Source organism: Aeromonas sp. CA23 (assembly GCF_002587065.1).
Taxonomy (GTDB): Bacteria; Pseudomonadota; Gammaproteobacteria; order Enterobacterales; family Aeromonadaceae; genus Aeromonas; species Aeromonas bestiarum.
Window position 1 is genome coordinate 2,871,438 of the sequence record NZ_CP023818.1, and the last position, 17,281, is coordinate 2,888,718.

Below are 17,281 nucleotides of genomic sequence, written 5' to 3' on the forward strand. Positions count from 1 at the left end.
AAGGTGCTTATGCTGCCCGCTGATCCCTCTGCGCTTGAACCGGCTCCCCTGATCGAGGCGCAGGCCCTCGCCATCCCCGAGCGATTGGCCCCGCTCGATCTGTGCTGGCAGGGGGGCCAGCTGGTGGCCCTGCTCGGTCCCAACGGCAGCGGCAAATCCACCCTGCTCGGCGCCCTGGCCGGCATTCTGCCCGCAACGGGCAGGGTGCGGCTCTGCGGGGAGGCGGTCAGCGAGCTGAGCTGGCCCGAGCTGGCCCGGCGCCGCGCCATGCTGCCCCAGCGCCAGCCCCAGCTGTTTCATATTCCGGTGTTTCAGGTGCTGGCCATAGGGCTGGACGACGGGGTGGAGGCCGGCACGCAGCGCGATGTGAAGCAGGCCCAGAGCGAGGCCATCGACGCCCTGTGTGATGCACTGGAGCTGAGCTCGCTGCTGGCGCGCGATTTCAGCAGGCTCTCCGGCGGGGAGCAGCAGCGGGTGCTGATCGCCCGCACCCTGCTGCAGCTGTGGCCCAGTCTCAATCCGGCAGGCCGGGTACTGCTGCTGGACGAGCCGCTGGCGGGGCTGGATCTGCACCATCAGCTGGCGCTGTTGCGGCTGCTGAAGACGCTGGCCCGGCAGGGACTGCTGGTGGTGCTCGCCATCCACGACATCAACCTGGCCATCGACTGGGCGGATCGGATCCTCTGTCTGCAACAGGGGCGGGTGGTGAGCGAGGGGGGAACAGCGCTTATCGACGAAGCCTTGCTGGAGCGGGTGTTCCAGATAAAGACGGATCGCGTCGAGGCGGCTGGCCGGGTCTGGTTTATGCCCAGCTTGTGATAAACAGGAAAGGCCCCTGGCGTCAGCCAAGGGCCTTTTTGAAGAAAACCACCCGTTCGGTTTCGCTGAAACCCAGCTGCTGGTGCATCTGTTGTGAGGCGAGGTTTTCGATGGCGGTATCGGAGGCGAGCTCATGACAGCCATGCTCGATACCCCAGCGCTCCACATGGGAGATCAGGGCCCGGGCCACGCCCAGGCGGCGCTGCTGTGGCTGCACATAAATCCCCTCGAGATAGACCACAGGGCTGCTCTCGCAGCCGTTCACGTAATCCAGGCGCAAGGCTGCGTCGGCAAAGCCCACCGCTTGTCCATGCTCATCGAGGGCAAGGAAGGCACTCTGGCGTGCATTGGCCAGCATATCGATACCATCCTGCAGGTGAGCCGAGGCGTCATGATGGGGCCACAACAGCTGGCGCAGGGCTGCCCATTGCGCCAGTCGTGCCTGGCTCAGCGGCACTATCTGAAAGACGGCAGTGTGAGCCATTGTCACCGATTCAGACCGCGCAGCGTTGCAGACGCGCCTGAGCGGCTTCTGCCAGCATGGCCAGCAGGGTCTCGGTGTCGCTCCACGACAGGCAGGCATCCGTGATGCTCTGACCGAAGGTGGCGGCGCAGCCGTTCTCCACGTCCTGACGTCCTTCCACCAGGAAGCTCTCGGCCATGATGCCGGCGATGCCGGTGCGGCCGCGGCGCAGCTGATCGCAGATGTCTTGTGCCACCAGCAGCTGACGACGGTGATCCTTCATGCTGTTGCCGTGGCTGAAATCCACCACCAGCCGCTCGGGCAGACCCACGTCAGCCAGGGCCTCGCACGCCTCGTCGACACTGGCGGTGTCGTAGTTGGGCCTGTGGCCGCCACGCAGGATCACGTGGCCGAAGGGGTTGCCGGCGGTGCGGTAGATGGTCATCTTGCCGTCCTTGTCCGGGGAGTAGAAGATGTGGCTGTGACGGGCGGCGCGCACCGCATCGATGGCGATGCGGGTGTTGCCGTCGGTGCCGTTCTTGAAGCCGACCGGGCAGGAGAGGGCGGAGGCCATTTCGCGGTGCACCTGGGATTCGGTGGTGCGCGCCCCTATGGCACCCCAGGTGATGAGGTCGCTGATGTACTGGCCGGTCACCATGTCGAGGAACTCGGTGGCGGTGGGCATGCCGATCTCGTTGATGTCGACCAGGAGCTTGCGGGCCAGTTTCAGCCCTTCGTTGACGTCGAAGCTGCCATCGAGGCGCGGATCATTGATGAGCCCCTTCCAGCCGACTATGGTGCGCGGCTTCTCGAAGTAGGTGCGCATGACGATGCAGAGGCTCTCTTTGTACTGCTCGCGCAGGACGTTGAGGCGGCGGGCGTACTCGTGAGCGGCGGCCGGATCATGGATGGAGCAGGGACCGACGATGACCAGCAGGCGCTGATCCTCACCGGCCAGAATGGCTTCCACTTCGCGGCGGGCATCCAGCAGATTCTGGGCAATGGTGTCGTTGATAGGGAAGGCGTGCGCGAGCTCGCTCGGAGTGATCAGGGACTCCAGGCGACGGGTGCGCAATTCATCGGTGTGAATGGACATACGACTCAATTCTCGAGTGGGTGGCGTGGGCTGTTGCTCGACGGCGTGCCGAAAATGCAAGGGGATAAAATAAAGCAAAAACCCCCTGATTGAAACCTTGAGGGGCTCTGATAGGATGTGAGCCCCAAAACGATTCCAAATGAGGTAGATAGCGTGGCAAAGCCAGGGGCAACCGGGGTCACCCGCATCATCAACGCAACCGGTTACAGCATGAAGGGGCTCAAGTCAGCCTGGATCAACGAGGCGGCCTTCCGGCAGGAGCTGGTGCTGATCCTGTTGCTGATGCCGCTGGCCTTCTGGCTCGGGGATTCCCTCAATCAGATCCTGCTGCTCATCGTTATCAGCTGGCTGGTGGTGATCGTCGAGGTGCTCAACTCCGCCATCGAGGCCGTGGTGGACAGGGTGGGCTCGGAGCATCACGAGCTGTCGGGCCGCGCCAAGGATCTCGGCTCCGCCGCCGTCTTCATCGCATTGGCCCTCAACGCCCTGGTGTGGGGCGCCCTGGTGGGACGCAATCTGCTGGGCTGGTGGTAGCTTGCGAGAGCAAGCTTCTTTATTGGCATAAAAAAGCCCGTCAGATGACGGGCTTTTTGTTGGCCGAGCGCCGGGCTCAGGGCATCAGTGCAGGATCCGGGCACGTATGGTGCCGTTGATCTCCTTGAGCTTGGCGAGGGCCTTCTCGCTGTGCTCCGTCTCCACGTCGATCACCACGTAACCGATATGGCTGCTGGTCTGCAGATATTGACCGGCGATGTTGATCCCCTCTTCGGCGAAGATCTGGTTGATCTGGTTCATCACGCCCGGCTGGTTGCGGTGAATGTGCAGCAGGCGGCTGGAACCCTTGTGGCCCGGCAGTGAGACCTCCGGGAAGTTGACGGCGGAGAGGGTGGAGCCGTTGTCGGAATACTTGACCAGCTTGTTGGCCACCTCCAACCCTATGTTCTCCTGGGCCTCCTGGGTGGAGCCACCTATGTGCGGGGTCAGGAGCACGTTGTCCAGGCCGCGCAGCGGGGTCAGGAACTCCTCGTCGTTGGACTTGGGCTCGCTCGGGAAGACATCGATGGCGGCGCCCGAGAGGTGGCCGCTCTTGATGACGTCGGCCAGCGCATCTATGTCCACCACTGTACCGCGGGAGGCGTTGATGAAGATGGCGCCCGGCTTCATCATGCGCAGCTGCTCGGCACCGATCAGATCCTTGGTGGAGGCGGTTTCAGGGACGTGCAGGCTGATGATGTCAGACATGTTGAGCAGCTCGACCATGCTCGGCACCTGGATGGCGTTGCCAAGCGACAGCTTGTTCTCGATGTCGTAGTAGTAGACCTTGAGACCTATGCTCTCGGCTATGATGCCGAGCTGGGTGCCGATGTGGCCGTAGCCTATGATGCCAAGCTTCTTGCCACGGGCTTCGACCGAGCGGTTGGCCAGTTTTTCCCACACGCCGCGATGGCACTTGGCGTTCTTCTCCGGGATGCCGCGCAGCAGCAGCAGTATCTCGCCCAGCACCAGTTCGGCCACCGAGCGGGTGTTGGAGAAGGGGGCGTTGAACACAGGGATGCCACGCAGGTGGGCGGCATCGAGGTCGACCTGGTTGGTGCCGATGCAGAAGCAGCCGATGGCGACCAGCTTGCCGGCGGCATCCAGCACCTTCTCGGTGAGCTGGGTACGGGAGCGCAGGCCCACGAAATGCACGTCACGAATGCGTTCGATCAGATCCTCTTCCGACAGGGAGGTCTTGAGGTACTCCACGCTGGTGTAACCGGCGGCACGAAAGGTTTCCACCGTGTTGGGATGGACTCCCTCCAGCAGCAGCACCTTGATCTTATCCTTGTCCAGCGAAAACTTGGCAGTCATGACGATCCCTCTATGTATGCAAAGAATGAGTGCAGATATGGTGTGTGAAGAAAACCGTAAAGTAACAAAAACGGTTGGGAGAGGGAATATTTGTGACGAAAGTCAAATTCTTTGAAGTTTTCAACGATAGTTGTAAGCCACAGTTTGCAACTCATTGAGGGATAAATGAAAACGGCGCCATCAGGCGCCGTCTTTCATTGCGGGGGGATTACTGGATAACCACGCCATCCGGCGTGCCGATCAGCACAACGTCAGCACCGCGGTGGGCGAACAAGCCGTTGGTGACCACGCCGACGATGGCGTTGAGCTGCACTTCCAGCCCTTTGGCATCCTCGATGGCCATCCCCTTGACGTCCAGTATGATGTTGCCGTTGTCGGTGACCACACCTTCACGCCAGACTGGATTGCCGCCCAGCTTCTTGATCTCGCGGGCCACGTATTCGCGGGCCATGGGAATCACTTCCACCGGCAGCGGGAACTGGCCCAGCACGTCCACGGTTTTGGTGTTGTCTATGATGCAGATGAACTTGTCGGCCACGGCGGCGACTATCTTCTCGCGGGTCAGGGCGGCGCCACCGCCCTTGATCATGTCGCGGCTGGCGTTGATCTCATCGGCACCATCCACGTAGACGGAGAGGGCATTGATGTCGTTGAGGTCAAACACCTGGATGCCAAGGCCCTTGAGGCGCTCGGTGGAGGCCACTGAGCTGGATACGGCCCCCTTGATCTCGTCCTTCATGGTCGCCAGCGCGTCGATGAAGTGGTTGACGGTAGAGCCTGTGCCTACCCCGACTATGGTGCCGGGAACCACGTACTTGAGCGCAGCCCAACCGGCCGCCTTCTTCATTTCATCTTGAGTCATGATGGATCCTTTGGGAAAAAGCGGGCGCATTATATCCAAGCATCCCCCTCAGGGCGACCACAGCGCTCACGTTCCGGCCCAAAAATCCCCAAGATGTAAATCGTTTGCCTGTTTATTGAGCCCTGTCGCCCGGACGGGGCAGAGGTGTGTGAGAAAGTGGCGGTATCGCACGCAAAACGGAGCAGGCCAAGCCCAAGACAGAGAGGGGCAGGCAGTCAGTGCGGGCCGACTGCCTGATGGTCATGGAAATTGCCAGCAGCGGCTGGGGGTGATGATCTGCGGCAGCGGCACGTCCCACTCCTCCTGCGGCACCGCCTCCACCTGCTGGCAGTCGTGGGCGAGCCCCAGCGGTTTGGGGCCCAGTCTGTGTTCATGCCAGCAGGCGAGGGTGCGATCGTAATAGCCGCCGCCCATGCCGAGCCGGTTGCCCTCGGCATCGAACGCCACCAGCGGGGTGCAAATAAGGTCGAGCGTGCTGTGAGGCACCACCTGGGACATGTCCAGCTCAGGCTCGGCGATGCCGTAGCGATTGCGGGTCATGGGGCTGGTGGCGGTATAGCGCAAGAAGAGCAGGTGACCCGGGGTGAAGGGGTGCAGCACCGGCAGGTAGACCTCCTTTTGCTGGGCCCAGAGCCAGTGGATGGCGGGCAGGGGATTGAGTTCGCCGTCGTTGGCCAGATAGAGAGCGATGCGTCTGGCCGCCAGTATCTCCGGATGTTGCTTGAACTGGGCAACCAGCTGCTGGGCGGCTTCCTGCTGCTCGGTCTGGCTCAGGCTCTTTCTGCGCTGGCGGATGAGCTGGCGCAGGGATTGTCTTTCAGGCTGGGTATCATCCGGCATGGGGGCTCCTCTGGTGTGCACCCGTGTGGTGCAGATGGGTTGCCGCAACGGGCTGGGGTTACCTTAACAAGGCTGGCGGGGGATGAACAGCGCCACCAGCCCTGCTTGAATGGGCCGCCGGGCAGGACTCAATGCCCCGTCCGGCAGCGGATTGGGTTACTTGTCAGCAGTCTTGCCCATCTGATGCTTGACGAACACGGCCACCAGCGCTGCCAGCGCCAGGGCCATGGGATAGAAACTCATGCTCACCACCGCCAGCGGGGAGAGGGCGAAGATGGAGCCCAGCAGCAACGCCTGGGCGCCCCAGGGGATGAGGCCCTGTACCACGCAGGAGAAGATATCCAGCATGGAGGCGGCGCGGCGCGGGGTGACGCCGTGATGCTCCGCCAGCTCCCGTGCTACCTTGCTGGCGACGATAATGGCCACCGTATTGTTGGCTGTGCAGAGGTTGGTCAGCCCCACCACGCCGGCGATGCCGAGCTCGGCCGCCTTCTCGTTCTGTTCGCCATCGTGCTGGCGGGTGAAACGGGCGATCAGGGCGCTGATCCGCTCGCTGATCCAGGCCAGCCCGCCCTGGCGTTCCATCAGGGCGCCGAGACCGCCGATCAGCATGGAGAGCAGGAAGATCTCCTGCATGCCGGTAAAGCCCTGATAGATGTCCTTGCTGAACTGGCCCAGCGGATAATCGCTGACCATGCCCACGGCGCCGGCGGCCAGTATGCCAATGCCCAGCACCATGAAGACGTTCATGCCGGACAGAGCCAGCACCAGGATCAGCAGGTAGGGCATCACCTTGAACAGATCCGCATGGGCTGTCGTGGCGGGGGCTTCCCCGACGGATCCCAGGGTCAGATAGAGCAGGATCACCCCGATGGCGGCGGGGGCGGCAATCTTGAAGTTCTCGCGAAACTTGTCCTTCATCTCGCAGCCCTGGCTGCGGGTCGCGGCGATGGTGGTGTCGGAGATGATGGATAGGTTGTCGCCGAACATGGCGCCGGAGAGAATGGTGCCGGCCATCAGTACCGGATCTATACCGGCGGCCTGGGCCACGCCAAGGGCCACGGGGGCCACGGCACCGATCGTGCCCATGGAGGTGCCCATGGCTGTGGCAATAAAGGCAGAGATGAGGAACAGCCCCGGCAGCAGGAACCAGCCCGGGATCAGCGACAGGCCCATGGCGACTGTGGCATCCACCCCGCCGGTGGCCTTGGCCACGGTGGCAAAGGCGCCCGCCAGCAGATAGATGAGGCACATGGCCATTATGTTGCTGTCACCGACCCCCTTGAAGAAGGTCTCCAGGTTCTTGTTGAACCCCTCTTTCCCCAGCATCAGCGCCAGCATGACGGCGGGCAGGGCGGCGACGGGGGCGGGCAGCTGGTAGAAGGCGAACTCGACCCCCTGCAGGGTGAGCCAGGTGCCGGTACCGATAAAGAGAGCGAGAAAGACCAGAAGAGGCAGCAGGGCTCTGGCACTGGGTTGGGTCTGGATCATGTGTTCCTCTGTGGTTGAACATGACCTCCCTGTCGCAGCCAGCCCAGATAAATGGGGTGAACCTGGCGGGCATCCTGCCGCTATGGGGCGCCTACAGTAGTGAGTCGGGGCCATCCGGTCAAGATAGACGTCCAGATGGATAGGTGTTTTTGTTTGATGATTTCGCACATTTGATTAAATCCGTCAAATATTCGGATTTTTATAAATATGTCGTTGATTTATCGGGTGGCGGCGGGCGGCCACGCCGGGCTTTTCAAAGGGGGCGCGGGCTGGTAAAACGGTCTCTTTCCATAATAAACAGATGAGAGGGTGGAGATGGACAATCCGATCCGTGTGGCCGTGATGGGCTGTAATGGTCGTATGGGCAAGGTGCTGCTGGAAGCCATCACCAACGCCGAGGGCGTGGTGGTCGGGGCGGCGCTGGAGCGACCCGGCTCTGCCGTGATAGGCCTGGATGCCGGTGAGCTCAACGGGTTGGGCAAGCTTGGGGTGAGCATCAGCGACAGCCTGGACAAGGTGCGCGATGAGTTTGATCTCATCATCGACTTCACCCGTCCCGAGGTGACCCTGGCCAACCTGGCGTTTGCACTGGCTCATCAGAAGCAGATGGTGATCGGCACCACCGGCTTTGACGATGCAGGCAAGGCGTCGCTGAAAGAGGCGGGCAAGCAGATCGGCATCGTGTTCGCCTCCAACTACTCGGTCGGCGTCAACCTGGTGTTCAAGCTGCTGGAGCAGGCCGCCAAGGTGATGGGGGATTACACCGACATCGAGATCATCGAAGGACATCACAGACACAAGGTGGATGCACCGTCCGGCACCGCGCTTTCCATGGGGGAAGTGGTGGCCAAAACCCTGGGCCGCGATCTGAAAGAGTGCGCCGTCTACGGCCGCGAGGGGATCACCGGCGAGCGGGATCGCAACACCATCGGCTTTGCCACCATTCGTGCCGGCGATCTGGTGGGGGAGCACACTGTCATGTTTGCCGACATCGGCGAGCGGGTGGAGATCAGCCACAAGGCTTCCAGCCGCCTCACTTTCGCCAATGGTGCCGTGCGGGCCGGCAAGTGGCTTGGCCAGCAGGGTGCCGGTCTCTACGACATGCAGGATGTGCTCGACCTCAAGTGAGCGGCCAAGGTGGCGGCAGGCGGGCCGTAATGGGCCCCTCCTGACAATGTTGCCAAACCCCGGTTCGCCGGGGTTTTTCATATATTTTTGTATAAATGGCGCTTACACCCTGTTTTTTATGTGAAATGGCCTAAACCTCTTCTTTACCCAATTCATCCCATCCGGCTATGGCTCAAATGTCATCAAAGGGTAACGGGATTGAGCTTCAACACCCCCTGCACCCGCATTTTTTTACATGACATGAAAAAGACTAAAAATTCAAAACAAGAAAAACGTTTTCTATTTTTGTTTGGCACTCATCTGTCAATAAAAGGCTCGTTTAAGCCTTTTTGAGTTTTTTCTGTAAATTATAGTTTATTGTTTTTTAAGGTTTAAAAGTCATTTTTTGTGAGTTGAGTGGCATGAGTGCTCCCTTTTGTGTCGGGTTTTGGCTTTTCTTTTGATGGCGGGGGTTGCAAAGCGATCGAGTGCATAGATAATGGGTAATGTTGCTTGTTTATTGAATTTAGATGCATTTAAAACGAGAAAAGACGTTGAAATGCGATCGTTTTTAAGTAGAATGCGCCCAATTTGCCAGAAATCTGCCGGGTTTGAGCCCTGTTTCAAACAGCGTCCGGACCCGCAACACCCAGGTAAATTGCTGAATTTAAAGCTAAATAACTGGAGGTTGTCTTGAATCACACTGCATTGCTAGTGCTGGAAGATGGAACTGTGTTCAAAGGCGTGTCGATAGGCGCCGAGGGATGTTCCGTTGGTGAAGTGGTTTTCAATACGTCGATGACGGGCTATCAGGAAATCCTTACCGATCCCTCTTATTCCCGTCAGATAGTCACCCTCACTTACCCCCATATAGGCAACACCGGCACCAACAGCGAAGATGAAGAGTCCAGTCAAATCCACGCGCAGGGATTGATCATCCGGGACCTTCCGATACTTGCCTCCAATTTCCGCAATCAGCAATCCCTCTCCGACTACCTCAAGTCTCACAACATCGTTGGCATCGCCGACATCGACACCCGCAAACTGACCCGCATCCTGCGCGAGAAAGGCGCCCAGGCTGGCTGCATTTATGCCGGCAAAGAGGTGGCGGGCAAACAGGTCGATGAGGCATATACCCTCGAACAGGCGCGCGCCTTCCCCGGTCTCAAGGGGATGGATCTGGCAAAGGAAGTGACGGTTGAGCAGCCCTACGCCTGGACCGAAGGTAGCTGGCAGCTCGGCAAGGGGCATGTCACCCCGGCGGCCGATGAACTCAAATACCACGTGGTGGCCTACGACTTTGGCGTCAAGCGCAACATTCTGCGCATGCTGGTGGACCGTGGCTGCCGCCTGACGGTGGTGCCGGCCAAGACCCCGGCCGCCGAGGTACTGGCGATGAACCCCGATGGCATCTTCCTCTCCAACGGCCCGGGTGACCCCGAGCCCTGCGACTACGCCATCGAGGCCATCAAGGCCTTCCTCAATACCAACACCCCTGTGTTTGGTATCTGCCTGGGTCACCAGCTGCTGGGTCTGGCCTCGGGTGCCAAGACGATGAAGATGAAGTTCGGCCACCACGGTGCCAACCACCCGGTGAAGAGTCTCGATGACAATACCGTCATGATCACCGCCCAGAACCACGGTTTCGCGGTCGATGAGCACAACCTGCCGGCTTGCCTGCGCGCCACCCACGTCTCCCTGTTTGACGGTTCCCTGCAAGGCATCCACCGCACCGACCGTCCGGCCTTCAGCTTCCAGGGTCACCCCGAGGCGAGCCCGGGCCCGCACGACTGTGCCGGTCTGTTCGACCACTTTATTGAATTGATCAAGCAGTATCGCGCTTAAGAGGAAAAGAGAAGCCATGCCAAAACGTAACGACCTACAGAGCATCCTGATCCTCGGCGCCGGCCCCATCGTCATCGGTCAGGCCTGCGAATTTGACTACTCCGGCGCCCAGGCCTGCAAGGCCCTGCGCGAGGAGGGCTACCGCGTCATCCTGGTGAACTCCAACCCGGCCACCATCATGACCGACCCCGAGATGGCGGATGCCACCTACATAGAGCCCATCACCTGGGAAGTGGTGCGCGAGATCATCAAGAAGGAGCGCCCGGATGCCGTGCTGCCTACCATGGGTGGCCAGACTGCATTGAACTGCGCGCTGGATCTGGAAAAACACGGGGTGCTGGCCGAGTTCGGTGTCGAGATGATAGGCGCCACCGCCGATGCCATCGACAAGGCCGAAGATCGCCGCCGCTTTGACATCGCCATGAAGAGCATTGGTCTGGAGTGCCCGCGCGCCGGCATCGCCCACAACATGGAAGAGGCGTGGGGCGTGCAGCAGATGGTCGGCTTCCCCTGCATCATCCGTCCCTCCTTTACCATGGGCGGCTCGGGCGGCGGCATCGCCTACAACACCGAAGAGTTCGTCGAGATCTGCGAGCGCGGTCTGGACTTGTCGCCGACCAAAGAGCTGCTCATCGATGAGTCGCTCATCGGCTGGAAAGAGTACGAGATGGAAGTGGTGCGGGATCGCAACGACAACTGCATCATCGTCTGCACCATCGAAAACTTCGATCCCATGGGCATCCACACCGGTGACTCCATCACGGTCGCGCCAGCCCAGACGCTGACCGACAAGGAGTTCCAGATCATGCGCAACGCCTCCATGGCGATACTGCGCGAGATCGGGGTCGAGACCGGCGGCTCCAACGTCCAGTTCGGTATCAACCCGAAAGATGGCCGTATGGTCATCATCGAGATGAACCCGCGGGTGTCCCGCTCCTCTGCGCTGGCCTCCAAGGCGACCGGTTTCCCCATCGCCAAGATCGCCGCCAAGCTCGCCATCGGTTACACCCTCGACGAGCTGATGAACGACATCACAGGCGGTCGCACTCCGGCCTCCTTCGAGCCGGCCATCGACTACGTGGTCACCAAGGTGCCGCGCTTCAACTTTGAAAAGTTCGCCGGTGCCAATGACCGCCTGACTACCCAGATGAAGTCGGTTGGTGAAGTGATGGCCATAGGCCGCAACTTCCAGGAGTCCCTGCACAAGGCGCTGCGCAGCCTCGAGACCGGCAAGACCGGCTTCGACCCCATGGTTGACCTCAATGCCCCTGACTCCCTGACCCGCATCCGCCACGAGCTGCAGGACGCTGGCTGCGACCGCATCTGGTACATCGCCGATGCGTTCCGCGCCGGTCTCTCCATGGACGGCATCTTCAAGCTGACCAAGATTGACCCCTGGTTCCTGGTGCAGATAGAAGATCTCATCAAGCTGGAAGAGCAGGTGAAAGAGCGCGGCATGGCCGGTCTTGACGCCGACTTCTTGCGCGCCTTGAAGCGCAAGGGCTTCGCCGACGCACGCCTGGCCAAGATCCTCGGCGTGGCCGAGGGCGAGGTGCGCAAACTGCGTGCCCGCCACAACATCTTCCCGATCTACAAGCGGGTCGATACTTGCGCGGCCGAGTTCGCCACCAACACCGCCTACATGTATTCGAGCTATGACGAAGAGTGCGAGGCCAACCCGACCAATCGTGACAAGATCATGATCATCGGCGGCGGCCCGAACCGTATCGGTCAGGGCATCGAGTTTGACTACTGCTGCGTGCACGCGGCACTGGCCCTGCGCGAAGACGGTTACGAGACCATCATGGTCAACTGCAACCCGGAAACCGTCTCCACCGACTACGACACTTCCGACCGCCTCTACTTTGAGCCGGTGACTCTGGAAGACGTGCTGGAAATCGTGCGCATCGAGAAGCCCAAGGGCGTCATCGTCCAGTACGGTGGCCAGACCCCGCTCAAGCTTGCACGGGCATTGGAAGCGAACGGCGTGCCGATCATCGGTACCAGCCCGGATGCCATCGACCGCGCCGAAGACCGCGAGCGCTTCCAGTCCGCCGTCGAGCGTCTGGGCCTCAAGCAGCCGGAAAACGGCACAGTCACCGCGTTGGAGCAGGCAGTGCTGACCGCCGAGCGGATCACCTACCCGCTGGTGGTGCGCCCCTCCTACGTGCTGGGTGGCCGCGCCATGGAGATCGTCTATGACGAGACCGACCTGCGTCGCTACTTCGCCGAGGCGGTGAGCGTTTCCAACGAATCGCCGGTGCTGCTGGACCGCTTCCTTGATGACGCTACCGAGCTGGACGTGGATGCCATCTGCGACGGCGTGGACGTGGTCATCGGCGGCATCATGGAGCACATAGAGCAGGCCGGTATCCACTCCGGTGACTCCGGCTGCTCCCTGCCACCTTATACCTTGTCCAAGAAAATTCAGGACGAGATCCGCGAGCAGGTGCGGAAATTGGCGCTGGAACTCGGTGTGGTGGGCCTGATGAACGTGCAGTTTGCGGTCAAGGGCGATGACATCTACCTCATCGAAGTGAACCCGCGTGCCGCCCGTACCGTGCCCTTCGTCTCCAAGGCGACCGGTGCGCCGCTTGCCAAGATTGCCGCCCGCGTCATGGCCGGCCAGAGCCTGAAAGATCAGGGCTTTACCACCGAAATCATCCCGCCTTACTACTCGGTGAAAGAGGTGGTGCTGCCCTTCGCCAAGTTCCCGGGCGTGGATCCGCTGCTGGGGCCAGAGATGCGCTCTACCGGTGAAGTAATGGGGGTAGGCAGCAGCTTTGCCGAGGCCTATGCCAAGGCCCAGCTGGGTGCCAGCCATGCGGTGCCGAAAGAGGGGCGCGCGCTCTTGTCTGTGCGTCACAGCGACAAGGCGCTGGTGGTCGATTTGGCCGCCAAGCTGCTGGAGCTGGGCTACGAGCTGGATGCCACTCACGGCACCGCAGTGGCGCTGGGTGAAGCGAGCATCAACCCGCGCCTGGTCAACAAGGTGCACGAGGGTCGCCCGCACATTCTCGACCGCATCAAGAATGGCGAGTACACCTACATCGTCAACACCGCCGAAGGGCGAGTGGCGATCCAGGACTCCAAGCAGTTGCGCCGCGCCGCCTTGCAGCACAAGGTGGCTTATACCACCACCATGAATGAGGCGTTTGCCACCTGCATGGCCATCAGCATGGATGCCACCGCCAACGTCAACTCGGTGCAGGAGCTGCATCAGAAGGTGAAAAACCGCTAAGGATTGCGCAATAAAGGCAGGGGAGTCTTTCTCTCCTTCTTTGCACAACACTTGCGAACCCTGAAAAACCCCGCCAGCGATGGCGGGGTTTCTGTTTTTTGGCGGATCCGGCCAGCCTCTGTCATAGGAGTGAGGTGCGCAGGGGAGAGGGAATAGGGTCAAGAGTGAGCGATATAATCCCTTTTAGTGGCGTAAATGTGACAATGATTGCGCCTTGGTGGCTTTTATTCGCAATCTTTGCAATCACTCACCCGAGCCGCCTCTATATACTGGTTTCTCATCACATAAGGTCGTCTGCGCCCGCAACAGCGGGGTGCGAGGATCAGGGCCAGTTGCTTATCCGGCAGCGAAGGCCGTCCCCTTTTACCCAGAGGGGCCACAGGAAACCGGTTGTGGGGCTACCACCCGCGCAACCGTCAGGGCCAGCGTTACCGCGCCAGCCTGCTTCCCCCTCCTTACCCCGTCTGCTGCCTGCCCAGTCGCGTCGTTGCTCATCTTCATAGCCCGCAACGGCGACGCACCTCAAGGACATCAGCCAAGGGAATCTGAATATGAGCTTCGATCATCGCAAATACCGCCCCGCACCCGTCATTGCGCTGACGGATCGCCAATGGCCCAACCGGGTGCTGGAACGCGCGCCGCTCTGGTGCGCCGTGGACCTGCGCGACGGCAATCAGGCGCTGGTCGAACCCATGACGGTGGCCCAGAAGCTGCAAATGTGGGCGCTGATGGTCCATGTCGGCTTCAAGCATATCGAGGTGGGGTTCCCGGCCGCCTCCCAGCCCGATTTTGACTTCGTGCGTGAGCTGATCGAGCGCAATCTCATTCCCGATGACGTCACCATTCAGGTGCTGGTGCAGGCCCGGGAAGATCTCATCATCCGCACCTTTGAATCCCTCAAGGGGGCCAAGCGCGCCATCGTTCACGTCTACAACTCGGTCAACCCGACCCAGCGCAACTATGTTTTCAACTCAGGGAAGGAGGGGGTCAAGGCCATCGCCGTGCAGGGGGCACGCTGGGTGCGGGAATATGCTGCGCGGAACCCGGGCACAGAGTGGAGTTTCCAATATTCCCCCGAGAGCTTCAGCAGCACAGAGGTGGAGTTCGCAGTGGAGGTGTGTGACGCCGTGATCGACGAGTGGCGTCCCGCCGCCCGCCCCATGATCCTGAACCTCCCGGCCACGGTGGAGGTGAGCACCCCCAACGTGTTTGCGGATCAGGTGGAGTGGTTCTGCCGCCACCTCAAGGCGCGCCCCGAGGTGAGCATCTCCATCCACACCCACAACGACAGAGGCTGCGGGGTGGCTGCCGCCGAGCTGGCTGTGCTGGCGGGGGCCGATCGCATCGAGGGCACCCTGCTCGGCAACGGCGAGCGCACCGGCAACATGGACATAGTCACCATGGCCATGAACCTCTACAGCCAGGGCATAGATCCCGAGCTGGACTTGTCTGACATGGATGCCATAGTCGCGACCGTGGGCGCCTGCACCCAGATAGCCCTGCACCCGCGTCACCCCTATGCGGGGGAGCTGGTCTACACGGCGTTTTCCGGCAGCCATCAGGATGCGATCCGCAAATCCCTGGCGGCCGAGAAGCCCGATGCCTATTGGGATGTGGCCTACCTGCCCATAGATCCCGCCGATCTTGGCCGCAGCTACGAGGCGGTGATCCGCATCAACAGCCAGTCCGGCAAGGGGGGCGTCACCTATCTGCTGGAGCGCGACCTTGGCCTGCAACTGCCGCGCTGGCTGCAGATCGACTTCAGCCGCCGGGTGCAGGCCCAGGCCGAGGCGAGCAGCAGCGAGATAAACCCGGCGCAGATCCGCGCCCTGTTTGAGCAACATTATCTTGAGCCGGTGCACGGCTATCGCATCGGCCGCTTCCAGCTTGGTCACGACGGCCAGGAGAGCCTGCACCTCGAGCTGCAGACTCCAGATGGCTCGCTGCAACTGCGGGGCGAGGGGGAGGGGGCCATCACGGCGCTGGTCAACGGCTGGGAGCGCCAGACCGGCATGCACATAGACGTGCTCGACTATTCGGAACATGCCCTGAGCGCGGGCACCGAGTCTCGCGCCGCCGCCTATGTGCTGCTCAGCGTCGATGGCCAGCGCATGTGCGGGGTCGCCATAGGCCGCGACGTGGTCAACGCCTCCTTGCAGGCGGTGATCAATGGCGCCGCCCAGATCCAGGCCCTGCGCCAAACGGCCTGATCCACCCCCAGCTCATCGGCCGGGCACTGTCTTTGCCCCTGGCCATGACCCGATACATCTGCAAGGCCCCCGTCCAACCGGCGGGGGCCTTGTCGTGTCCGCGGCGGATGCTTGCGGGCCGGCCATGCTCATGCCTTCTGATCCCCCGATCAATCCTCTACAATGCCCTGGCTGCCGGGGCCGGACTTGTCTGGCCAAGCCAGCGGCGCCTCATCCATCGGGAAGCTTTCATGCATCATCTCATTCGTTATCGTCATCATGTCGCGCCTCTGCTGGCCGCCTTGCTGCTGGCTGCCTGTGCCAGCGAACCGGCCAGCCAGGGCGATACCCGCCAACCTGGCAGTGCGGCCATCACGGGGCCGGCCATCACCAAACCCGCCCCCCTGCCCAAGGCCCAGATCCCCAGAGCCCCGGCCAGCATGCAGTCGCGCATAGTGCGGCTGTTGCCGGCCCGTACCGTGGATCGCAACGGCTGGGCGCAGGACATAGTCACGGCCCTCGCCAAACAGGAGCTGGCCGTGACCGACGAGAACGTCTGTTCCGTGCTGGCGGTGGCCGAGCAGGAGTCCACCTTTCAGGCCGATCCCGTGGTGCCAGGCCTTGGCAAGATCGCCTGGCAGGAGATCAACGCCCGCGCCGGCAAGCTGCTGATCCCCGAGTTCGTGGTGCGCACGGCGCTCAGCATCAATTCCCCCTCCGGCAAGAGCTATGCCGAGCGCATCGACAAGTTGCGCACCGAGCGGGAGATGAGCGAGATCTTCGAGGACATGATAGGGGAGGTGCCCATGGGCAAGACCCTGTTTGGCAACATGAACCCGGTGCGCACCGGCGGCCCCATGCAGGTGAGCATCGCCTTCGCCGAGGCCAACGCCCGTGGCTACCCTTATCCCGTCAAGGAGTCCATCCGCCACGAAGTCTTTACTCGCCGCGGCGGCATCTGGTTCGGCACCCGCCATCTGCTCAACTACCCGGCCCAGTATCCGGATCACCTCTACCGTTACGCCGACTTCAACGCCGGCTGGTACGCCAGTCGCAACGCCGCATTCCAGGCGGCGGTCAGCCGCGTGAGCGGCAAGCCGCTGGCACTGGATGGGGATCTCATTCGCTACGACTCAGATCTGCCGGGCAAGACAGAACTCGCTGTTCATGCCATCGCCGGCCGCCTCAGCATGAGCAAGCAGGCCATTCACCAGAGCCTGAAGCTCGGCGACACCAGCGATTTTGCCCAAAGCGATCTCTACCACAGGGTCTTTACCCTGGCCGACAAGCAGGCCGGCAAGCGGCAACCCCGCGCCGTGCTGCCGGGCATCTCCCTGAAGAGCCCCAAGATAACCCGCAACCTCACCACCGCCTGGTTTGCCAAACGGGTGCAGTGGCGCCAGCAGACCTGCCTGAAACGGCTGGGATCGCTGTGATTGCAATAATAAAGGCGGCCAATAGGCCGCCTTTGCTATGT

13 protein-coding genes are annotated in these 17,281 nt (G+C 61.4%); 7 read left to right on the forward strand and 6 right to left on the reverse strand.

Translation table 11 applies throughout. The features are described 5' to 3' along the window. Positions 1-9: 9 nt before the first annotated feature. Positions 10-819, forward strand: a complete 810-nt coding sequence (locus tag CK910_RS13545) for an ATP-binding cassette domain-containing protein (RefSeq protein ID WP_172955312.1) — start codon at positions 10-12, stop codon at positions 817-819. A gap of 22 nt (positions 820-841) precedes the next feature. Here CK910_RS13545 and aac(6') read toward each other — a convergent pair whose 3' ends face one another. After that, on the reverse strand, positions 842-1,303 hold the full coding sequence (aac(6'), locus tag CK910_RS13550) for an aminoglycoside 6'-N-acetyltransferase (protein WP_043556544.1): 462 nt from the start codon (positions 1,301-1,303) through the stop codon (positions 842-844). Between the two features lie 10 nt (positions 1,304-1,313). Further along, positions 1,314-2,378 (reverse strand): 3-deoxy-7-phosphoheptulonate synthase, encoded by a 1,065-nt coding sequence (locus CK910_RS13555; protein WP_043139222.1) that lies wholly within the window; start codon positions 2,376-2,378, stop codon positions 1,314-1,316. Between the two features lie 153 nt (positions 2,379-2,531). On the opposite strand from CK910_RS13555, the gene CK910_RS13560 reads away from it, so the two are divergent. Then, positions 2,532-2,912, forward strand: coding sequence for a diacylglycerol kinase (locus CK910_RS13560; protein ID WP_043139224.1), 381 nt, complete (start codon positions 2,532-2,534; stop codon positions 2,910-2,912). A gap of 84 nt (positions 2,913-2,996) precedes the next feature. Here the strand turns inward: CK910_RS13560 and serA are convergent, their stop codons facing one another. From serA to CK910_RS13580, 4 genes are all read right to left on the reverse strand, one after another. Then, the gene (gene serA, locus CK910_RS13565) at positions 2,997-4,229 is read right to left on the reverse strand and encodes a phosphoglycerate dehydrogenase (RefSeq protein WP_043139225.1); all 1,233 of its coding nucleotides are present in this window, start codon (positions 4,227-4,229) and stop codon (positions 2,997-2,999) included. 208 nt (positions 4,230-4,437) lie between these two features. Continuing rightward, positions 4,438-5,091, reverse strand: a complete 654-nt coding sequence (rpiA, locus tag CK910_RS13570) for a ribose-5-phosphate isomerase RpiA (protein ID WP_098983660.1) — start codon at positions 5,089-5,091, stop codon at positions 4,438-4,440. 240 nt (positions 5,092-5,331) lie between these two features. Continuing rightward, positions 5,332-5,931: a 5-formyltetrahydrofolate cyclo-ligase gene (locus CK910_RS13575; RefSeq protein ID WP_098983661.1), complete on the reverse strand. Its 600-nt coding sequence runs from the start codon at positions 5,929-5,931 to the stop codon at positions 5,332-5,334. A 156-nt stretch (positions 5,932-6,087) separates the two neighbouring features. Further along, positions 6,088-7,422 carry a Na+/H+ antiporter NhaC family protein gene (locus CK910_RS13580; RefSeq protein WP_043556539.1) on the reverse strand — a complete coding sequence of 445 codons (1,335 nt, stop codon included), beginning with the start codon at positions 7,420-7,422 and terminating at the stop codon, positions 6,088-6,090. Between the two features lie 315 nt (positions 7,423-7,737). On the opposite strand from CK910_RS13580, the gene dapB reads away from it, so the two are divergent. From dapB to CK910_RS13605, 5 genes are all read left to right on the forward strand, one after another. Further along, positions 7,738-8,550, forward strand: a complete 813-nt coding sequence (dapB, locus tag CK910_RS13585) for a 4-hydroxy-tetrahydrodipicolinate reductase (RefSeq protein ID WP_098983662.1) — start codon at positions 7,738-7,740, stop codon at positions 8,548-8,550. A 672-nt stretch (positions 8,551-9,222) separates the two neighbouring features. Further along, a complete protein-coding gene (gene carA / locus CK910_RS13590) occupies positions 9,223-10,374 on the forward strand; it encodes a glutamine-hydrolyzing carbamoyl-phosphate synthase small subunit (RefSeq protein ID WP_098983663.1) in 1,152 nt (383 codons plus the stop codon). A 16-nt stretch (positions 10,375-10,390) separates the two neighbouring features. Beyond that, a complete protein-coding gene (gene carB, locus CK910_RS13595; RefSeq protein ID WP_017412104.1) occupies positions 10,391-13,615 on the forward strand; it encodes a carbamoyl-phosphate synthase large subunit in 3,225 nt (1,074 codons plus the stop codon). Between the two features lie 551 nt (positions 13,616-14,166). After that, positions 14,167-15,825, forward strand: coding sequence for a 2-isopropylmalate synthase (gene leuA, locus CK910_RS13600; RefSeq protein WP_098983664.1), 1,659 nt, complete (start codon positions 14,167-14,169; stop codon positions 15,823-15,825). 230 nt (positions 15,826-16,055) lie between these two features. Beyond that, a complete protein-coding gene (locus tag CK910_RS13605; RefSeq protein ID WP_172955313.1) occupies positions 16,056-17,240 on the forward strand; it encodes a DUF1615 domain-containing protein in 1,185 nt (394 codons plus the stop codon). Positions 17,241-17,281 lie beyond the last annotated feature (41 nt).